Here is a 14,493-nt window from a genome sequence, read left to right as displayed (position 1 = left end):
CAGCCGATTTCTACCCATCCCTGGGCATCGCCAGGCTTCACAGAGCATCCAGCAGCACATCGCCGATGGGCGACTTGGGGACTGCACAACTTTCGGAAATTCCCTAAAACACGAAACAACAGCGTAAACGCTACCCGAAATCCCCAGCCCTCAGCGCCATCTTTGGGGTTGTCAACCCAGTAGCGCGGACCTGCTTGCAGGCTCATGGGTTTATGACCCACTTTGAACAGCTGGGTGACGAACAGGTTAATCGGCACTGACCATTCGCGGGTTTGCCAGTCGTAGGTGGATTCGGTGTTGATGCCGTAGGTGGTATAGGTGGTGTAGCTAAAGAAAGGTTTGGTTGATTTTGTCTTTGTCATCGGGCGGGCTATTTTCCAGCGACCAGATGTGGTTGGCCAAAACGCCGCGGGTCCAGCCATTACTTGATTTGAGGGCAACCACAGTAGGACCCGCCCCCCAAATCCAGCCGCTCGCCGTGGGGTGCTTGGGTGAAAAAAAGAAGCTCTGGGTCACATCATTGATACCCGACTTGTCCGCCTGCCCACCAAGTACCAGGCCATGCTGATCTGTAACTGGCAGGATGGTTCGGGAAATAAGATTCCACTCGTCGTTGAAGCTGAATGGCAGCACCGGTTGGATTTTGGTGACGCTTTGGTAGCCTTCGCCACTGGGACCAAGTTTTTGGTTCCAGTTGTATTGAATGGGCACGCTGTAGAGCGCGGTAACCGGGTTCAGTGATTGTTTGGCCAGTTCGGCCTGACTATCGTTACTATCGTTGGAGGACCGATTTCGGGCCAAATGATTGCCAAAACTATAACAGGCGCGGGTGAATGCTTTTTTTCATCAGTAGTTCTTTCTCGATACTGAGAATATGGACTACTACTTATCCTGGACCACAGGCGTGCGAATCGGCCCTGTTCAATTTAGTTCAGCTTTTCTCGATTATTGCTAATTCGACTTGAGAGGGGGCGTGGGGCACCTATTGATGAATCCATGGAAAGGTGGCTGTCAGCTACCCTGATTCGAAAATTGATGTTTGCCGAGGTTACCCTATGCCCCCCAAAATAACTGTCCCACCCACCCTTATGCTCCTTGTGTTGTGCTGTCAGCAAGCGTGGGCTGGCGGCATCATTCTCTACGAAATCGGCACAGATAACGCCGGCCTGGCCAACGCCGGTGCCGCCGCCCGGACCCAAGGTCCTTCGACGATTGCAAGCAACCCCGCCGGTATGAGTTACCTGCCGGGCACGCAGATCACCGGTGGTTTGCAGGTGCTCTACGGCAATCTCAAGTTCAATCGCCACGACGACACCAATGTCACGGGTAGCGGCAGTGGCAATGCTCTCGATCCGATTCCCGGCGGCAGCTTCTTCATCAGCCATGAACTGGATGACCACTGGAGCGTCGGCTTCGGCCAGTACGGCGACTTCGGGCTGGCGGTCAATTACGACAATCAATGGTCCGGTCGCTACTTCGCGCAGAACGCGAGCCTCCTCGGTTTGTCCCTGGTGCCCAGCGTGGCTTACCGCTTCAATGAACAATGGTCGGTGGGCCTTGGCGTGAGAGCCATGTACGGCATGTTGCAAGCGCAGACCGCCATCGACCGTTCGCCTTTCGGTTTCACCGACCGCGCGGACGGCCAGCTCAAATACAAGGACGGCACTTGGGGATATGGGGCCAACGTCGGGGTGATTTACGCCCCACAGCCGGCAACGCGCATTGGCCTGACCTACACCAGTAAAGTTGATCTGGACTTCGAAGACCGGCTGGATGTGAAAGGCGACGGCCGTCTGCTGGAGCGCGTTAACAACACCAATACCAAACTCGACATGACGGTGCCACAAACTGTCACCCTGAGCCTGTTCCAACAACTGGACCGGCAATGGGCGTTGCTCGCCTCGGTCAACTGGCAGGATTGGTCGGAGTTCGGTGATATCGACGTGCAGGTCGATACCACGGCGTTCGAATCGCAATCGAGAACCGTCGACGCCAACTTCAAGGACACCTGGCACCTCTCCCTCGGCGCGCAATACCAGACCACCGAGCAACTGTTGTGGAATGTCGGCGTGGCGTATGACAGCAGCGCCGTCTCGGACAGCAACCGCACCTTCACCGTGCCCATGGGCGAATCCTGGCGCATTGCGACAGGAGCCACCTATGCTCTGAACAAGGACACCGATGTCAACGTCAGCTGGGCCATGGTCTGGCTTGGCGACATGTCGGTGGACCAGACCAAATTCGTGTCTGGCACTCGAACTTCCGGTCAGTTCGACAACGCCTGGATTCAAGTCTTGACCGGAAACATGACCTGGCGATTCTGAAGCGTTGTTACCAAAAAATACGACTTTATCCATGGAGCACACCACTATGAACTTGCCCCGAAACTTGCTCGTCGGCGCCACACTGGCCGGTCTGTTGCTCAGCGGTTGTACCTCGAAAGTCACCGAACGGGACCAACTCTCCGGTTTTCTGCCCAACTATAACAACCTCGAAGAAGTGACGACCACCAGTGGCGAGAAGGCCATGCGCTGGGTGAGTCCCTCCTGGAATTCGAATGCGTACGACACGGTGGTGTTCAACAAGCTGGAACTCTATCCGGTGCCCAAACCCAACGAGCGGGTCAACCAGCAAACGCTGGACGAATTGCAGAACTACATGAGCAGCAAGGCCAAAGGCGTGCTGGGCCAGAAATACCGGGTGGTGTCGAACGAGAGAGCAGTACCGGCCGGGTCAAAACCCCTGATCCTGCGCGCAGCGATCACTGGGGTGAGTGCTTCCAACGAAGGCATGAAGTGGTATGAAGTGGTGCCGATCGCGGCCGTAGTCGGGGCCACACAGGCAGCCATCGGTCACCGGGATCAGGACACTAACCTGTTCATCGAAGCCGAGTTCATCGACGCGAAATCCAATCAGACCGTGGCCAAAGTCGTACGCAAGGTATTTGGCAGCCAGCTTTCGAACGAGAGCGAGAAAATCACCACGAAGGATTTCAAAGCCGCGATCGACAAATTGAATGCTGATCTCTGGGCGTTCATCCGCAGTTGAATAAACCTCAAGCAAAGGGTAGCTGACATGTGGACTCCTTCATCGCTTCGATTCTCAAAATTGCACAGACCGTTACTCATCGCAGCCTTCATCGCCAGTGTGCTTGGGCTGAGCGCTTGCGCATCGGTGGATGCGCAGACGACCGCTTACGTTGGGGTCGAGCATCCAGCGCCGACCCTACCCAGCGAAGTCCAGGTATTACGCGCAGAACCGACGCGCCCCAACGTGCAGCTGGGTGAAATCCTGATCGATGCGACGGTCGCCCCGGCACCGCCCATTACCCAGGTCGAACAAAAACTGCGTGAAGAAGCTGCCAAGCTTGGCGCAGACGCGGTAGTCGTCGTTTACGACCACATTCAGCCCGTCGCCGCCTACGTGACAGGCCCGCTGTGGAGCCGTGACATAGAAACGATCCAGGGACGCAAGCTCAAAGGCATTGCCATCAAATACCAATAATGAGGTGCACTGTAATGAATACTTTCATTTCCTGGCTGACGGTCACGTTGGTGACTGTGCTGATCAGTGCCTGCGCCGCCGTTGGTTCAGCCGGTGGTGGTGCCGGTGAAATCGAGATTCGCTCAGGTAAGATCGAGCAGATATCGCTGACGCAGATGCAGACTAATCACGACAGTGGCGTAGGTGCCGTTCTCGGTGGCCTCGCAGGTGTCGGTCTAGGCAGTCTGATCGGTCGCGGCACCGGGCGCGATGTGGCCATGGTTGCAGGCGCGCTCGCGGGCGCTGTCGGCGGCAATTATGCGGAGAAGAAAAAGTACGACCAACCGATAGAGGCGCAACAGATCATCGTGCGGGTAAGAAGTGGCGTGCTGGTATCGGTTACCCAGCCGATCAATCCATCCCTGGGTAAAGGTATGAATGTTTATATCCAAGGCTCAGGTAATGATGCCCGAGTGGTACCGCAAGGCGGCTGAGGCTGGGGCATGGGTCGGGTTGCGATTGAACACACTCTGTTCGCTATAGCCGAGAAGACCGGCAAGCTGGGATATCGGCAACGCTGTATCGGCATCATGCGGAGGAGCAGACGCTCGACTTGATTGACTACATCCGATGTCGCTTGCAAGTCGAACTGATCGAAATACTGCTCCAGTGCGTGATGCAGGTAGGGGGGCTGCATCGAACGATGCCGCAGTAAGAGGCCGAATATACGTGTTCAGTAGTCCTGCCCTTTTAAGTCGCGAACGGGAGTCGGGCTGCCCGCGATGGCGTCAGTGGCTACGCCCAGATCTTCGAATTTCAGGATCGCCTGATTCAGAAGCTTGATACCCGTCGTTACGTTCGAGGCCCATCCCTCAGCAGGAACGTACCCCCATGACTTTTGTAATCAGGAAAGGCACCCCCCCCACAACGGGCGACAAGGTCATTGCCGGCTCGACAACAAGCTTTGCGGAACGGTGGTAGCCCTATTTCGCCAGTGAAGGTGAAGAACCAGCCGGAGAGTTTCTGGGGAAGCTGATTTATGAAGGAAGGAGCGCATGGTAATCACTATGACACATATCGTACTGGGTGTTTTTGGTGGAATAACTTTTCTCGGCATGTTCACCATGATGGGTGTCTACCTGTATTGGGGATATATCCGGATGGACGAGATGCTCGGGTACGTCAAAAACTGCCAGATGATCACCGGTAACAGGTTCTATCTGTATATGGGGGCCTGGGGTCGGATGATGGTGGGGGGGGTAGCGGGTTATCTGGCATGCCCCGGCTTCTTCATTAGAAGGGGACTGTTGGATGCTGATGAGATAAACAACTTTCCTCAGCCTCTTAAAAGAAAACTGATTATTTCGCATTGGATCATGGGCGGGTTGCTGGCGAGCCTGGGCCTGGAATACATAGCTATGACGATAATAAGAAACTAGTCCGCACTATTTACGATGGAGCCTGGCTCGCTGGCCTGGAACCTGAGGGCAGGCGAGTGACCCGCCCCCAGGCCTCTCTCAGCGTTGCGCCAACCAGTAATCGTGCAGCCCACGGGCTGCCTGTTCGATGCTGGCCACGGTCTGGCGATGCTGAACCAGATCGAGGTCGGCCGGCAGTTCGAAGTTGTCCTGTTCGGCGCAGGTGATGATGGCTTGCAGTTGGGCGGCCTGGGCGGCGGGCAGCTCGGGCCAGTTGCTCACGGCCATGGCGCGGATGTAGCCGAAACACCATTCTTCCGCCAGCGTCAGCGGCTGGTCCTGATGCTCGGTCTGTTCGAAACGCGGCTGAAAGCTCGCCGAGTCGCTCGCCAGCGCCGTGGCGAGGGCGTTCAGATGGCGCACGCTCAGCTCGATGAAGCGCTTGCACTCCTCGGGGTCCTGCCAGTCCGGGTTCTGCCCGCCCCAGATGGCCGGGAACCATTCGGCGATGTCCACCTGGGCCGGGCCGGATACCAGGGCGGTGCAAAAACCGTCCAGCTCGGCCAGGTTGAGCACGGAGTGGTCGTCGCCATACTTGAGCAGGGTGTCTTCGATGAATTCGAACTCGGCGGGGCTGAGCGGCTGGTTGTGCATGGAGGGGGTCCTTGGAAAAACGTGCGCCCCAGGGGCTGCGCGGAAAAAAGACGCGGAGGATGGCGCGTTCCGCGGCTTTTATCCAGCGCCGATCATCGTCACGGAGCGCGTTGTCATAGCTGTGACGCGCTCCTGGTCGTTCCAGCGACCGGTCCGTTAACCGATTCGGTCGCTGTTGTTCTCAGGGTTGCGCGTCATCCAGTGCCTTGAGCAGGGCATGGGCGACCTTCACCCGTTCGGCGTTGGGGTAGTTCTTGTTCGCCAGCAACACCAGGCCGATGTCCTTGCCGGGCACGAACAGCACATAGGCGCCGAAACCGCCGGTGGAACCGGTCTTGTTCAGCAGGGTATCGGCCCGTGGTGCCTGGGGCGGAGTGAGCCAGCGGGTCGGGTGCGGTTCGAAGGCCATCTGCGACGAGTTGCCAGCCAGCAGGGCGTCCAGGCTGAGCGGGTAAGGGTAGAGTTCCCAGCCCAGGCCCTGGGTCATGCCCTCGACCTGGTAATAGCCGGTGTGGGTGAGGGCGATGGCCTGCGGCCAGGGTTGCGGCAGCGACTCGGGCTTGAGGTTGGCCTGGACGAAACGCAGCAGGTCGGCGGCGCTGGTCTTGACCCCGTAGGCCTCGGCATCCAGGGCGCCGGGGCCGACCCGTACCGGCTTGCCGTCCTTGCCGTAGCCCTGGGCGTAATTGTCCATCTGTGACTTCGGTACCTGGACATAGCTGTGCTGCAGGCCCAACTGCGGGAACAGTCGCTGCTCCATCAGTTGCTCGAAGGGCTGCCCCAGGCTTTGCGCGGCCAGGTAGCCGAACAGGCCGATGCTCGGGTTCGAGTACAGGCGCTGGGCGCCGGGGGCAAAGGCCGGTTTCCAGCCCTGGTAGTAGCCGAGCATCTTGTCCTGGCTGTCCCATTGTTCCGGGAACTGCAACGGCAGGCCGCCGGCGCTGTAGGTCCCCAGTTGCAACAGGCTGATGTGCTCGAAAGGGCTGCCTTTCAATGCCGGCAGGTAGCGGCTGGCCGGGTCGTTCAGGGACAGTTTGCCGCTGGCCTGGGCATAGGCCCCCAGGGTCGCGGTGAAGAGCTTGCTCACCGAACCGACCTCGAACAGCGTGTCGGCGTCGACGGCTTTCTGCTCTTCTTTGGAGGCCAAGCCGTAGTTAAAGTAATGGGGCTGGCCCTTGATAGTGATGGCCACCGCCATCCCGGCGATGTCCTGTTGTTGCATCAAAGGGCGGATCGCCGCGTCGACCAGGGGCTTGAGCGCGCTGTCCGGCGGGCTGGCGGCCAGGCAGGCGCTGGCACCGGACAGCAGCAGGGAAAGGGTGAGAAATCCAGATAGGGCTAGGTTTTTGTTGTGCATGATGGGCAGGCATTCCATGATTTTGCAGAGTGATGGCCGCTGCACTCCGAGCGGCTTTTGCCCGCGCCTGCCCTTGTAGTCAGGGAGCAGCGCGCTGCGAGCCGGCTCAATGTAGGCGGCCGACGAAGGATCGGCAAACGACGATATTTCGCAGGAGCCATTAGAAAAACTAGGGAGTGGTCATGATCAGACCCCATCTGCCGCTGAATGCCCTGCGCGCCTTCGAGGCTTCGGCGCGGCATTTGAGTTTTACCCGCGCGGCCATCGAGCTGTGCGTGACCCAGGCGGCGGTCAGCCATCAGGTGAAAAGCCTCGAGGCCCAGCTCAATGTGACCCTGTTCAAACGCCTGCCCCGCGGGCTGATGCTGACCAGCGAGGGCGAAACCCTGCTGCCGGTGCTGTGCGAATGTTTCGACCGCATCGCCGAAACCCTCGGCCGCTTCGAAGGCGGGCACTACCGCGAAATGCTCAGCGTCGGCGCGGTTGGCACCTTTGCCGTCGGCTGGTTGTTGCCGCGCCTGGAGGACTTCCAGGCTCGCCATCCGTTTATCGACCTGCGCCTGTCGACCCACAACAACCGGGTCGACGTCGCCGCCGAAGGCCTGGACTACGCCATCCGTTTCGGCAACGGCGCCTGGCACGGCACCGATGCCGTCCAGCTGCTGGAGGCGCCGCTGTCGGTGCTCTGCGTGCCGGAACTGGCGCGACAGCTGCGCAGCCCCGCCGATCTGCTCGGCCAGACCCTGCTGCGCTCCTACCGCACCGACGAATGGCCGGAATGGTTCAGCGCCGCCGGCCTGCCGGCCAGCACCCTGCCTGCGCGCAGCATCGTCTTCGATTCGTCCCTGGGCATGATGGAAGCCGCGCAGCAGGGCATAGGCGTGGCCCTGGCGCCGCCGCTGATGTTCGCCCGGCAATTGCACGCCGGCAGCATCGTCCAGCCGTTCGCGGTGGGCATCACTACTGGCAGCTATTGGCTGACCCGTTTGCAGTCCCGGGCGCAGAGCCCGGCGATGCTGGCGTTCAAGGAATGGTTGTTGGGGACCGTGCAGGAGGGCTGAAGGCGATCGTTTTTCGACTCAGCCTTGCAGCGCGGTCATCAGCACCTGCACCCGTCGACCCCCTTGTGAGCCTGGATCCTGATCTTCGACCGGCTTGTTTACACCGTGTCTGGTGTGTTGCATCGACCGACTGAATCCACAATCGATTCCGGCCATTCATGCCTGGCCGCAACCCATAAAAAAGCAGCCGCTGGCGGCGAACCCTGCCGAGACGCAATGGTCAACCGATCAAGGGCCTCCAGGCCGCTTCATACCGACTGGCGACCCTTGATAAACGGATTCACTCCCATCCTGCTGGCTTGCAGTGCTGGTGGTGATTCTGCCGGTAGTACATGCAGCACACTTCAGGGGGAGCCGGAGAACTTCAAGCAGGTTCGGGTCCTGCCTGGTGCAGGCGCTGACCGTTGATCACATCCGCTCCTCTCGCGTAGGAGTACGAAAATGACTCAATCAATGCGGTTCTTCCTATCGATCGTCCTGGCGGCGGTGTCACTGACATCAGCGAGCCTGTTGAACACTGCAGGTGCGGCCACCGCCGAGGACTTGAATGCCGATTCCCGGCAAGCCTTGCAAATCCTCTATAAGGCCACTCCGTCTGCCGAAAGCCTTTCGCACAATGCCAAAGCGGTGCTCGTCTTTCCGAAAATCGTCAAGGCAGGCCTGGTGTTTGGTGGCAGCTATGGCGAAGGCGTGCTGATGAAAGGCCAGAAAGTGGAGAATTACTACAACTCCGTCACCGGGTCATGGGGGCTGCAGGCCGGCGCCCAGTCGTACGGTTATGCGGTGTTCCTGATGACCGAAAAAGCGCTGAACTATGTGCGCAAGACCAAGGGCTGGGAGGTCGGCGTGGGGCCAACCGTTGTCGTGGTTGACGAAGGGATAGCGAAGAATCTTTCGACCTCGACGCTGAAGGACGATGCCTACGCGTTCATCTTCGACCAGCAAGGGTTGATGGCCGGGGTCAGCATCGAAGGAACGAAGATTTCCCTGATCAAGCGCTGAAAAAAAACCTGGCAAGGGTTTTGATCTTTTCAAGCGTTTCGCGTCAGGGCGGTCTAACGGGCGGCTCCTTCACCCAGGCGCCTTGCATGGCAAGCAAGGCGCCCGGGTGGAGGAACCTGCGCCAAGCCCTCTTGGGCACAGGATGCACGACGACATCTGCGGATTATTGAGCGCTATCACCGTCCTCGCCAAGAGGGGGTCCAATGAACCTTCCAAACCCATCTAAGGGGGCAAGTAATCTTCTGGCGCTGTGCGTGGTTGTGCTCCTGGCATTTATGATCTCGTGCAGCGCATTGCCCAGGATAGTGCCCGACATGGCTCGCGCACCCTCTACGCCAGTGCAGCTCGACGGGGCCCATGGACCTCTGTCGGCCGAGCGCAGCCAAGCCATTCTCGACCGGCTCAAATCCTCCGGCGCACAGACCGACATCTTCGACGTGCACCTCGCAATCGAAGAGGCCATCGCCGGCAGCCCGCTGACGGAAGGCAACAAGGTCGACTTGCTGCAGGACGGCCCCAGTACCTACCAGTCGATGATCAAGGCCGTGGAGGCTGCACGCGACCACATCAACATGGAGACCTACATCCTTGACGATGACGAAGTCGGCCAGCGCTTCGCCGACGCATTGATCGCCCGGCAGCGGCAAGGCGTACAGGTCAACCTGATCCGTGACAGCGTCGGCACCCTGGGAACATCGGCAGAGTTTTTCGCTCGATTGACCAAAGCGGGCGTCAAGGTGCTGGAGTACAACCCTGTCAATCCGGTGACGGCCAAAGCGGGTTGGGATGTGAACCAGCGTGACCACCGGAAGCTGCTGATAGTGGACGGTCGCATTGCCTTTCTCGGTGGGATCAACATCAGCAGCGTCTATTCAGGGGGCTCGCTCAGCGCTTATTCGAAGACCCGGCCCGATGGCGATTTACCCTGGCGCGACACCGACCTGCGTATCGAGGGGCCCGTGGTTGCCCAGCTGCAGAAACTGTTCATCGCAACCTGGACTGCCCAGAAAGGCGAACCACTCGCGGCCAGGCGGTACTTTCCACCCCCTGAACGCAAGGGCAGCGAGGTGGTGCGCGCCATTGGCAGTTCGCCAGATGAACCGTTCAGCCTGATCTACGCCACGCTGATTTCGGCGCTGCGCAGTGCACAGACCGAGATATGGCTGACCAATGCCTACTTTGTGCCCGACCCGCAGTTGCTAGCGGTCCTCAAGGAAGCGGCAGCACGGGGAGTCGACGTCAAGCTGGTGCTACCCAGCAGTACCGATTCGTGGCTGGTGCTCCATGCCGGACACGCTTATTACAGCGAGCTGCTGAAAGCCAACGTCAAACTTTACGAACGCCGTGACGCGCTACTCCACGTCAAGACTGCGGTAATCGATGGCGTGTGGTCGAGTGTCGGCTCCACCAACCTCGACTGGCGCAGCTTCCTGCATAACGATGAAGTCAACGTCGTGGTGCTGGGCACCGGGTTTGCAAAAAAGATGCAGGCGGCATTCATGGCGGACCTGGCCAAGTCGAACGAAATCAAGCTGGAACAGTGGCAGCACCGTTCGCTGGGTATGAGAGCCAAGGAGCAGATCGCGCGACTTTGGAAATACTGGTTATGAGCCGAGTTGCACGCTGTTCTGCATCTTGGGGGGCGCGCCAGTCCAGGCTCGGGCTCTGGCGAGATCGACCGCGGAGCATTTTTGCGGGCGATGATTTTGAGCAGGCCGGATTGCCCTGGCTCGCCGTTGGCAGGCGGGATTGGCGCTGATGCCCCAATCCCGTCGCTCAGGTTTAACCGCTGCTTATTTACCCGCCAGCAACGCCGGTGTGCGCGGCGGAATCAGGCGTTTGCTGCCGGTGGACTCGTAGGCCGCCGCCAGGCGCAGCAGGTTCGAATCGTCGTAGGCGCGGCCGGCGAAGGTCAGCCCGACAGGCATGCCGATGTCCGGCATGACGCCCATCGGCACGGTGACCGTGGGCACGCCCAGGTGGCGGATGGCGAGGTTGCCGTTGGCCACCCAGACGCCATTGCTCCAGGCGATATCCGCGGACGCCGGGTCGACATCGGCATTGGCCGGGCCGACGTCGGCCACGGTGGGGAAGATCACCGCATCAAGGCCGAGACGATCCATCCAGTCCTCGAGGTCGAGCTTGCGGGTTTGCTCCAGGCCACGCAGGCCGTCGGGCACGGTGGGGATCTGATCCCAGGGAGTGATGCCGCGCTCGGCCATCTTCACGTACTCGTCCATGCCGGCGGCGAGGTCGCCTTCGCGGTTGGGCAGGGTGCCCGGGTCGTGGGGGAATATCAGCGGGCCATCGACATCCACCAGGCGATTGAGCTGCGGGTCGCCGTTGGCCCGCAGGAAGTCATCGAAGGCCCAGGCGGTCAGGTCCCACAACTCATGGTGCAGGAACTCCTTGGACACCAGGCCGCGGTTGAACACCGTCGGCGCGCCGGGGCGATCGCCCTCGCAATTGGACACCAGGGGGAAATCCACTTCGAGCACCTCGGCGCCGGCGGCTTCGAGCGCCTGGCGCGCCTGCTGCCAGAGGCCGATCACCGAAGGGCGGGTGTCGATGCGTTGTCCGGTCGGGCCACCGATTCCCGGTGCCTCGCTGGTGCCCGCCTCAGGGTCGGCGTTGATGTACATGCGCGGCACGCCGAAGCGCTTGCCGGCCAGGGCGCTGCTGCTGGCGGCCAGTTCCTGATAGGAAGCCGGGCGCACCGAGGCCACGCTGGGAATCGGCACCCAGGGTTGCAGGCGCCACAGATCGCCACGGGTGTCCGGGTCCTCGGCGACCACCACGTCGAGCACTTCGAGCAGGTCGGCCATGGTCCGGGCATAGGGCACCACCACGTCCATGGTCGGGGTCAGCGGCCAGTTGCCGCGCACCGAGATCACCCCGCGCGAAGGGGTGTAGGCACACAAGCCGTTGTTCGAGGCAGGTCCCCGGCCGCTGGACCAGGTTTCCTCCGCCAGGCCAAAGGCGGCGAAGCTGGCGGCGGTGGCGGTACCCGCGCCGTTCGACGAGCCGGAGGCGAAGGGGGCGGTGAGGTAGTCGGCGTTGTACGGGCTTTCCGCGCGGCCATAGACCCCGCGCTGCATGCCGCCGTTGGCCATGGGCGGCATATTGGTCTTGCCCAGGCAGATCGCCCCGGCGGCGCGCAGCCGTTCGATGGTGAACGCGTCGCGATAGGCGATCAGCCTGGCGAAGGCGGGGCTGCCGGAAGCCGCGGTGAGGCCCTTGACCAGATAGCTGTCCTTGGCGGTGTAGGGAATGCCATCGAGCGGCCCCAGGGTTTCGCCCCTGGCCCGGCGGGCATCGGCGGCCTGGGCTTCCTTGAGCGCGTCGGGGTTGCGTACCACTACCGCATTGAGGGCGGTAGGCGTGTCGGGGCCGTCGTAGGCATCGATCCTGGCGAGATAGGCCTGGACCAGTTCGACCGCCGTGGTCTGGCCTGATTCGAGCGCGGCGCGCAGTTGGGCAATGGAAACCTCGGTGACTTCGATCATGCTGTTACCGCCGGCTGCTGAGGGGTGATGGAGTGAAAGTTGCCATCACACTGGCACTGGGGGTTGGGCGGCTTGGGCACATCGCTTATCTCACAATGGGTGTTCATATCGGTTCTCGTTGCGCGGCACGACGCGACTGGGGCTGGGCTACAACCTGAGCTGGGTATTTTGCACCAAGTTGCCGGCGGGGAACCGTTAAAGGTTTCGCCGTCCTTGTTGGCGGCTGATCGGCGACTGGCGCCCGCCGTATAGCGGTTGCCGGGCATCGGCGGTTTTTACCTCACTCAGGCCCCAAAAAGTAAGTAGCTGTTTTAAAAACAAATTTATGCATCTTTGACTTCACAGGCGACGAAAAAGTTGATAAATTTCCGCGCGTTCTTGCAGAGGCCCCACGGGGCTTGCAGTGAAAGCAAGCAACAGCAGAGATAGGGGCGTCGCCAAGCGGTAAGGCAGCAGGTTTTGATCCTGCCATGCGTTGGTTCGAATCCAGCCGCCCCTGCCATCTCTTATCCTCCCCTCTATTTATCAAACGCTCCCCCCAAGGCACGGCCTCGGCTCCATCCGGATGCTCAAGCGGCCCGTTTTTGTGTGCCCGGGATATTCCCATCACCTCAGCTCTGGTCCGGCGGCTAGCGAAAGCGCGGCGCGATGGCCTCGGCAAACGGGTAATGGACAAAGTAGGGCCGGGCTTCGTCGATGACCCGCTGGAACGAGGGGCGCTGTATCAGCCGCTCGAAATAGGCGCGCAAATGGCGATGGTCATCGGCAAAGGCCACCAGCGTGCTGGCATAGAACAAGGCCGGGGCGGCGGCGCAATCGGCCAGGCTGAAATCCGGGCTGGCTACCCAGATTCTCGAGGCCAGGCGCTGTTCGAGCATGTTGTATGCGCTCAGCAGGGCTGCGCGCTCCCGGCTCAGGTCGCCGTGGGTGCCATACAGGCGATCGGCGACTATCCGCTGCATCGGCCCCTGGACATGGCAATCGAAAAAACGGTCCCACAGCCGGACTTCCAGCGCGCTGTCCCAATCATCGGGAATCAATGGCTGCTGGCCCCGATAAAACCGGTCCAGGTACTCGATGATCACACTCGATTCCGGCACATCGCGCTGCCGGGCGTGATCGCGGATGACCGGGAACTTGCCCAGCGGCCACAGGCTTTGCAGCTCGGCCCGGTCGGCGTCGTTGGCCAGGTCGATGATGCGTTTTTCAAAGGCGCTGCCGTGTTCGTAGAGGGCGATCAGCACCTTGTGGCAGAACGACGACAGGGGATGGAAATACAGGGTCAGCGGCATGTTCCGGTTCCTCGATGAAGGGTGGGGCGCACGACGTGCCAGCAGGGAAACCCACCTATTATCGGCCGACCCTGGCGGCCACGCGCTGGCAGGCGACGAGCCGGCTACAGCCCCCCTGAATATTTCACCGCCGCCGCGGCCCGCGACGGCACGTTGAGGATGCGCAGCAGCGACGACACATGGATGCGCACGGTGAAGGGCGAGATCTCCAGTTCGCGGGCGATTTCCTTGTTGGTCTTGCCCTGGGCGATCAGGCGCAGCACCTCGAGCTGGCGCGTGGTCAGGGTGGCGCCGGTGCCCAGCGGCAGCAGGCCGGAAGGGGCGAACTTGACCAGCACTTCGCCTTGGCGAATGGCCAGGACCGCCTGGCCGATCTCGTCGGGGGCGATGTTCTTGCCGATAAAACCGTCGACGCCGGCGGCCATGACCTCGCCGATCAGCGCCTGGTCATCGACCATCGACACCACGATCAGGGTGGTGCGCGGCAATTGCTTGCGCAGTTCGGCCAGCTGGCTGACGCAGGTCAGGCCTGGAAAACGCAGGTCGAGGATCAGCGTGTCCGGCTCGTCGCCGGCCCGGGTCAGGGCGAGTACCCTGTCCAGGTCGCCGGCCTGTTCGATCAGCGCATCCGGCAGCAGGCGCTGGACCGTGCGCAACATGCCCTCGCGAAACAGCGGGTGATCGTCGGCTATGATAATCCGGCATGCCATGGGGTGACTC

The 14,493-nt window shown here is 60.8% G+C and carries 13 protein-coding genes, 1 tRNA gene and 1 pseudogene; 9 read left to right on the top strand and 6 right to left on the bottom strand.

The window, feature by feature from the left end; genetic code table 11:
• Positions 1-113: 113 nt before the first annotated feature.
• Positions 114-801, bottom strand: a pseudogene (locus tag CRO75_RS18030) (transporter); the annotation flags it as partial.
• Between the two features lie 287 nt (positions 802-1,088).
• Here CRO75_RS18030 and CRO75_RS18025 point away from each other — a divergent pair.
• The 5 genes from CRO75_RS18025 (at position 1,089) to CRO75_RS18000 (ending at position 4,922) form a co-directional block, all read left to right on the top strand.
• Positions 1,089-2,324: an OmpP1/FadL family transporter gene (locus tag CRO75_RS18025; RefSeq protein ID WP_239990604.1), complete on the top strand. Its 1,236-nt coding sequence runs from the start codon at positions 1,089-1,091 to the stop codon at positions 2,322-2,324.
• Between the two features lie 46 nt (positions 2,325-2,370).
• Positions 2,371-3,048 (top strand): DUF3313 domain-containing protein, encoded by a 678-nt coding sequence (locus tag CRO75_RS18020; protein WP_097137214.1) that lies wholly within the window; start codon positions 2,371-2,373, stop codon positions 3,046-3,048.
• 27 nt (positions 3,049-3,075) lie between these two features.
• Positions 3,076-3,504, top strand: a complete 429-nt coding sequence (locus CRO75_RS18015; RefSeq protein WP_097137212.1) for a hypothetical protein — start codon at positions 3,076-3,078, stop codon at positions 3,502-3,504.
• A gap of 14 nt (positions 3,505-3,518) precedes the next feature.
• Positions 3,519-3,977 carry a glycine zipper 2TM domain-containing protein gene (locus CRO75_RS18010; RefSeq protein WP_097137210.1) on the top strand — a complete coding sequence of 153 codons (459 nt, stop codon included), beginning with the start codon at positions 3,519-3,521 and terminating at the stop codon, positions 3,975-3,977.
• Between the two features lie 561 nt (positions 3,978-4,538).
• A complete protein-coding gene (locus CRO75_RS18000) occupies positions 4,539-4,922 on the top strand; it encodes a hypothetical protein (protein WP_097137208.1) in 384 nt (127 codons plus the stop codon).
• A 78-nt stretch (positions 4,923-5,000) separates the two neighbouring features.
• On the opposite strand, the gene CRO75_RS17995 is transcribed toward CRO75_RS18000, so the two are convergent.
• Both CRO75_RS17995 and ampC read right to left on the bottom strand, forming a co-directional pair.
• Positions 5,001-5,555: a UPF0149 family protein gene (locus CRO75_RS17995; protein WP_097137206.1), complete on the bottom strand. Its 555-nt coding sequence runs from the start codon at positions 5,553-5,555 to the stop codon at positions 5,001-5,003.
• A 181-nt stretch (positions 5,556-5,736) separates the two neighbouring features.
• A complete protein-coding gene (ampC, locus tag CRO75_RS17990) occupies positions 5,737-6,912 on the bottom strand; it encodes a class C beta-lactamase (RefSeq protein WP_097137204.1) in 1,176 nt (391 codons plus the stop codon).
• A 182-nt stretch (positions 6,913-7,094) separates the two neighbouring features.
• Between ampC and CRO75_RS17985 the strand changes: the two genes are divergently transcribed.
• From CRO75_RS17985 to cls, 3 genes are all read left to right on the top strand, one after another.
• Positions 7,095-7,973 (top strand): LysR family transcriptional regulator, encoded by an 879-nt coding sequence (locus CRO75_RS17985; RefSeq protein WP_009044778.1) that lies wholly within the window; start codon positions 7,095-7,097, stop codon positions 7,971-7,973.
• Between the two features lie 441 nt (positions 7,974-8,414).
• Positions 8,415-8,975, top strand: coding sequence for a lipid-binding SYLF domain-containing protein (locus CRO75_RS17980; protein WP_081360325.1), 561 nt, complete (start codon positions 8,415-8,417; stop codon positions 8,973-8,975).
• Positions 8,976-9,178: 203 nt separating this feature from the next.
• A complete protein-coding gene (gene cls / locus CRO75_RS17975; RefSeq protein ID WP_177409761.1) occupies positions 9,179-10,585 on the top strand; it encodes a cardiolipin synthase in 1,407 nt (468 codons plus the stop codon).
• A gap of 183 nt (positions 10,586-10,768) precedes the next feature.
• Here cls and CRO75_RS17970 read toward each other — a convergent pair whose 3' ends face one another.
• The gene (locus CRO75_RS17970) at positions 10,769-12,481 is read right to left on the bottom strand and encodes an amidase (protein ID WP_097137200.1); all 1,713 of its coding nucleotides are present in this window, start codon (positions 12,479-12,481) and stop codon (positions 10,769-10,771) included.
• A 427-nt stretch (positions 12,482-12,908) separates the two neighbouring features.
• Between CRO75_RS17970 and CRO75_RS17965 the strand changes: the two genes are divergently transcribed.
• Positions 12,909-12,983: transfer RNA gene (locus tag CRO75_RS17965), tRNA-Gln, on the top strand.
• A 127-nt stretch (positions 12,984-13,110) separates the two neighbouring features.
• On the opposite strand, the gene CRO75_RS17960 is transcribed toward CRO75_RS17965, so the two are convergent.
• Both CRO75_RS17960 and CRO75_RS17955 read right to left on the bottom strand, forming a co-directional pair.
• On the bottom strand, positions 13,111-13,773 hold the full coding sequence (locus CRO75_RS17960; protein ID WP_097137198.1) for a glutathione S-transferase family protein: 663 nt from the start codon (positions 13,771-13,773) through the stop codon (positions 13,111-13,113).
• A 104-nt stretch (positions 13,774-13,877) separates the two neighbouring features.
• The gene (locus CRO75_RS17955; RefSeq protein ID WP_097137196.1) at positions 13,878-14,483 is read right to left on the bottom strand and encodes a response regulator transcription factor; all 606 of its coding nucleotides are present in this window, start codon (positions 14,481-14,483) and stop codon (positions 13,878-13,880) included.
• Positions 14,484-14,493 lie beyond the last annotated feature (10 nt).

This window comes from Pseudomonas sp. LAMO17WK12:I10, assembly GCF_900215185.1.
Taxonomy (GTDB): Bacteria; Pseudomonadota; Gammaproteobacteria; order Pseudomonadales; family Pseudomonadaceae; genus Aquipseudomonas; species Aquipseudomonas chlororaphis.
Note: the sequence above shows the minus strand (reverse complement) of the source record. Positions and strands in the feature narration are given on the sequence as shown.

Excerpts from the sequence above, each read along its gene's own strand:
- CRO75_RS18025 (WP_239990604.1), top strand. The coding sequence starts at position 1,089 with ATGCTCCTTGTGTTGTGCTGTCAGCAAGCGTGGGCTGGCGGCATCATT.
- CRO75_RS18020 (WP_097137214.1), top strand. The coding sequence starts at position 2,371 with ATGAACTTGCCCCGAAACTTGCTCGTCGGCGCCACACTGGCCGGTCTG.
- CRO75_RS18015 (WP_097137212.1), top strand. The coding sequence starts at position 3,076 with ATGTGGACTCCTTCATCGCTTCGATTCTCAAAATTGCACAGACCGTTA.
- CRO75_RS18010 (WP_097137210.1), top strand. The coding sequence starts at position 3,519 with ATGAATACTTTCATTTCCTGGCTGACGGTCACGTTGGTGACTGTGCTG.
- CRO75_RS18000 (WP_097137208.1), top strand. The coding sequence starts at position 4,539 with ATGGTAATCACTATGACACATATCGTACTGGGTGTTTTTGGTGGAATA.
- CRO75_RS17995 (WP_097137206.1), bottom strand. The coding sequence starts at position 5,555 with ATGCACAACCAGCCGCTCAGCCCCGCCGAGTTCGAATTCATCGAAGAC.
- ampC (WP_097137204.1), bottom strand. The coding sequence starts at position 6,912 with ATGCACAACAAAAACCTAGCCCTATCTGGATTTCTCACCCTTTCCCTG.
- CRO75_RS17985 (WP_009044778.1), top strand. The coding sequence starts at position 7,095 with ATGATCAGACCCCATCTGCCGCTGAATGCCCTGCGCGCCTTCGAGGCT.
- CRO75_RS17980 (WP_081360325.1), top strand. The coding sequence starts at position 8,415 with ATGACTCAATCAATGCGGTTCTTCCTATCGATCGTCCTGGCGGCGGTG.
- cls (WP_177409761.1), top strand. The coding sequence starts at position 9,179 with ATGAACCTTCCAAACCCATCTAAGGGGGCAAGTAATCTTCTGGCGCTG.
- CRO75_RS17970 (WP_097137200.1), bottom strand. The coding sequence starts at position 12,481 with ATGATCGAAGTCACCGAGGTTTCCATTGCCCAACTGCGCGCCGCGCTC.
- CRO75_RS17960 (WP_097137198.1), bottom strand. The coding sequence starts at position 13,773 with ATGCCGCTGACCCTGTATTTCCATCCCCTGTCGTCGTTCTGCCACAAG.
- CRO75_RS17955 (WP_097137196.1), bottom strand. The coding sequence starts at position 14,483 with ATGGCATGCCGGATTATCATAGCCGACGATCACCCGCTGTTTCGCGAG.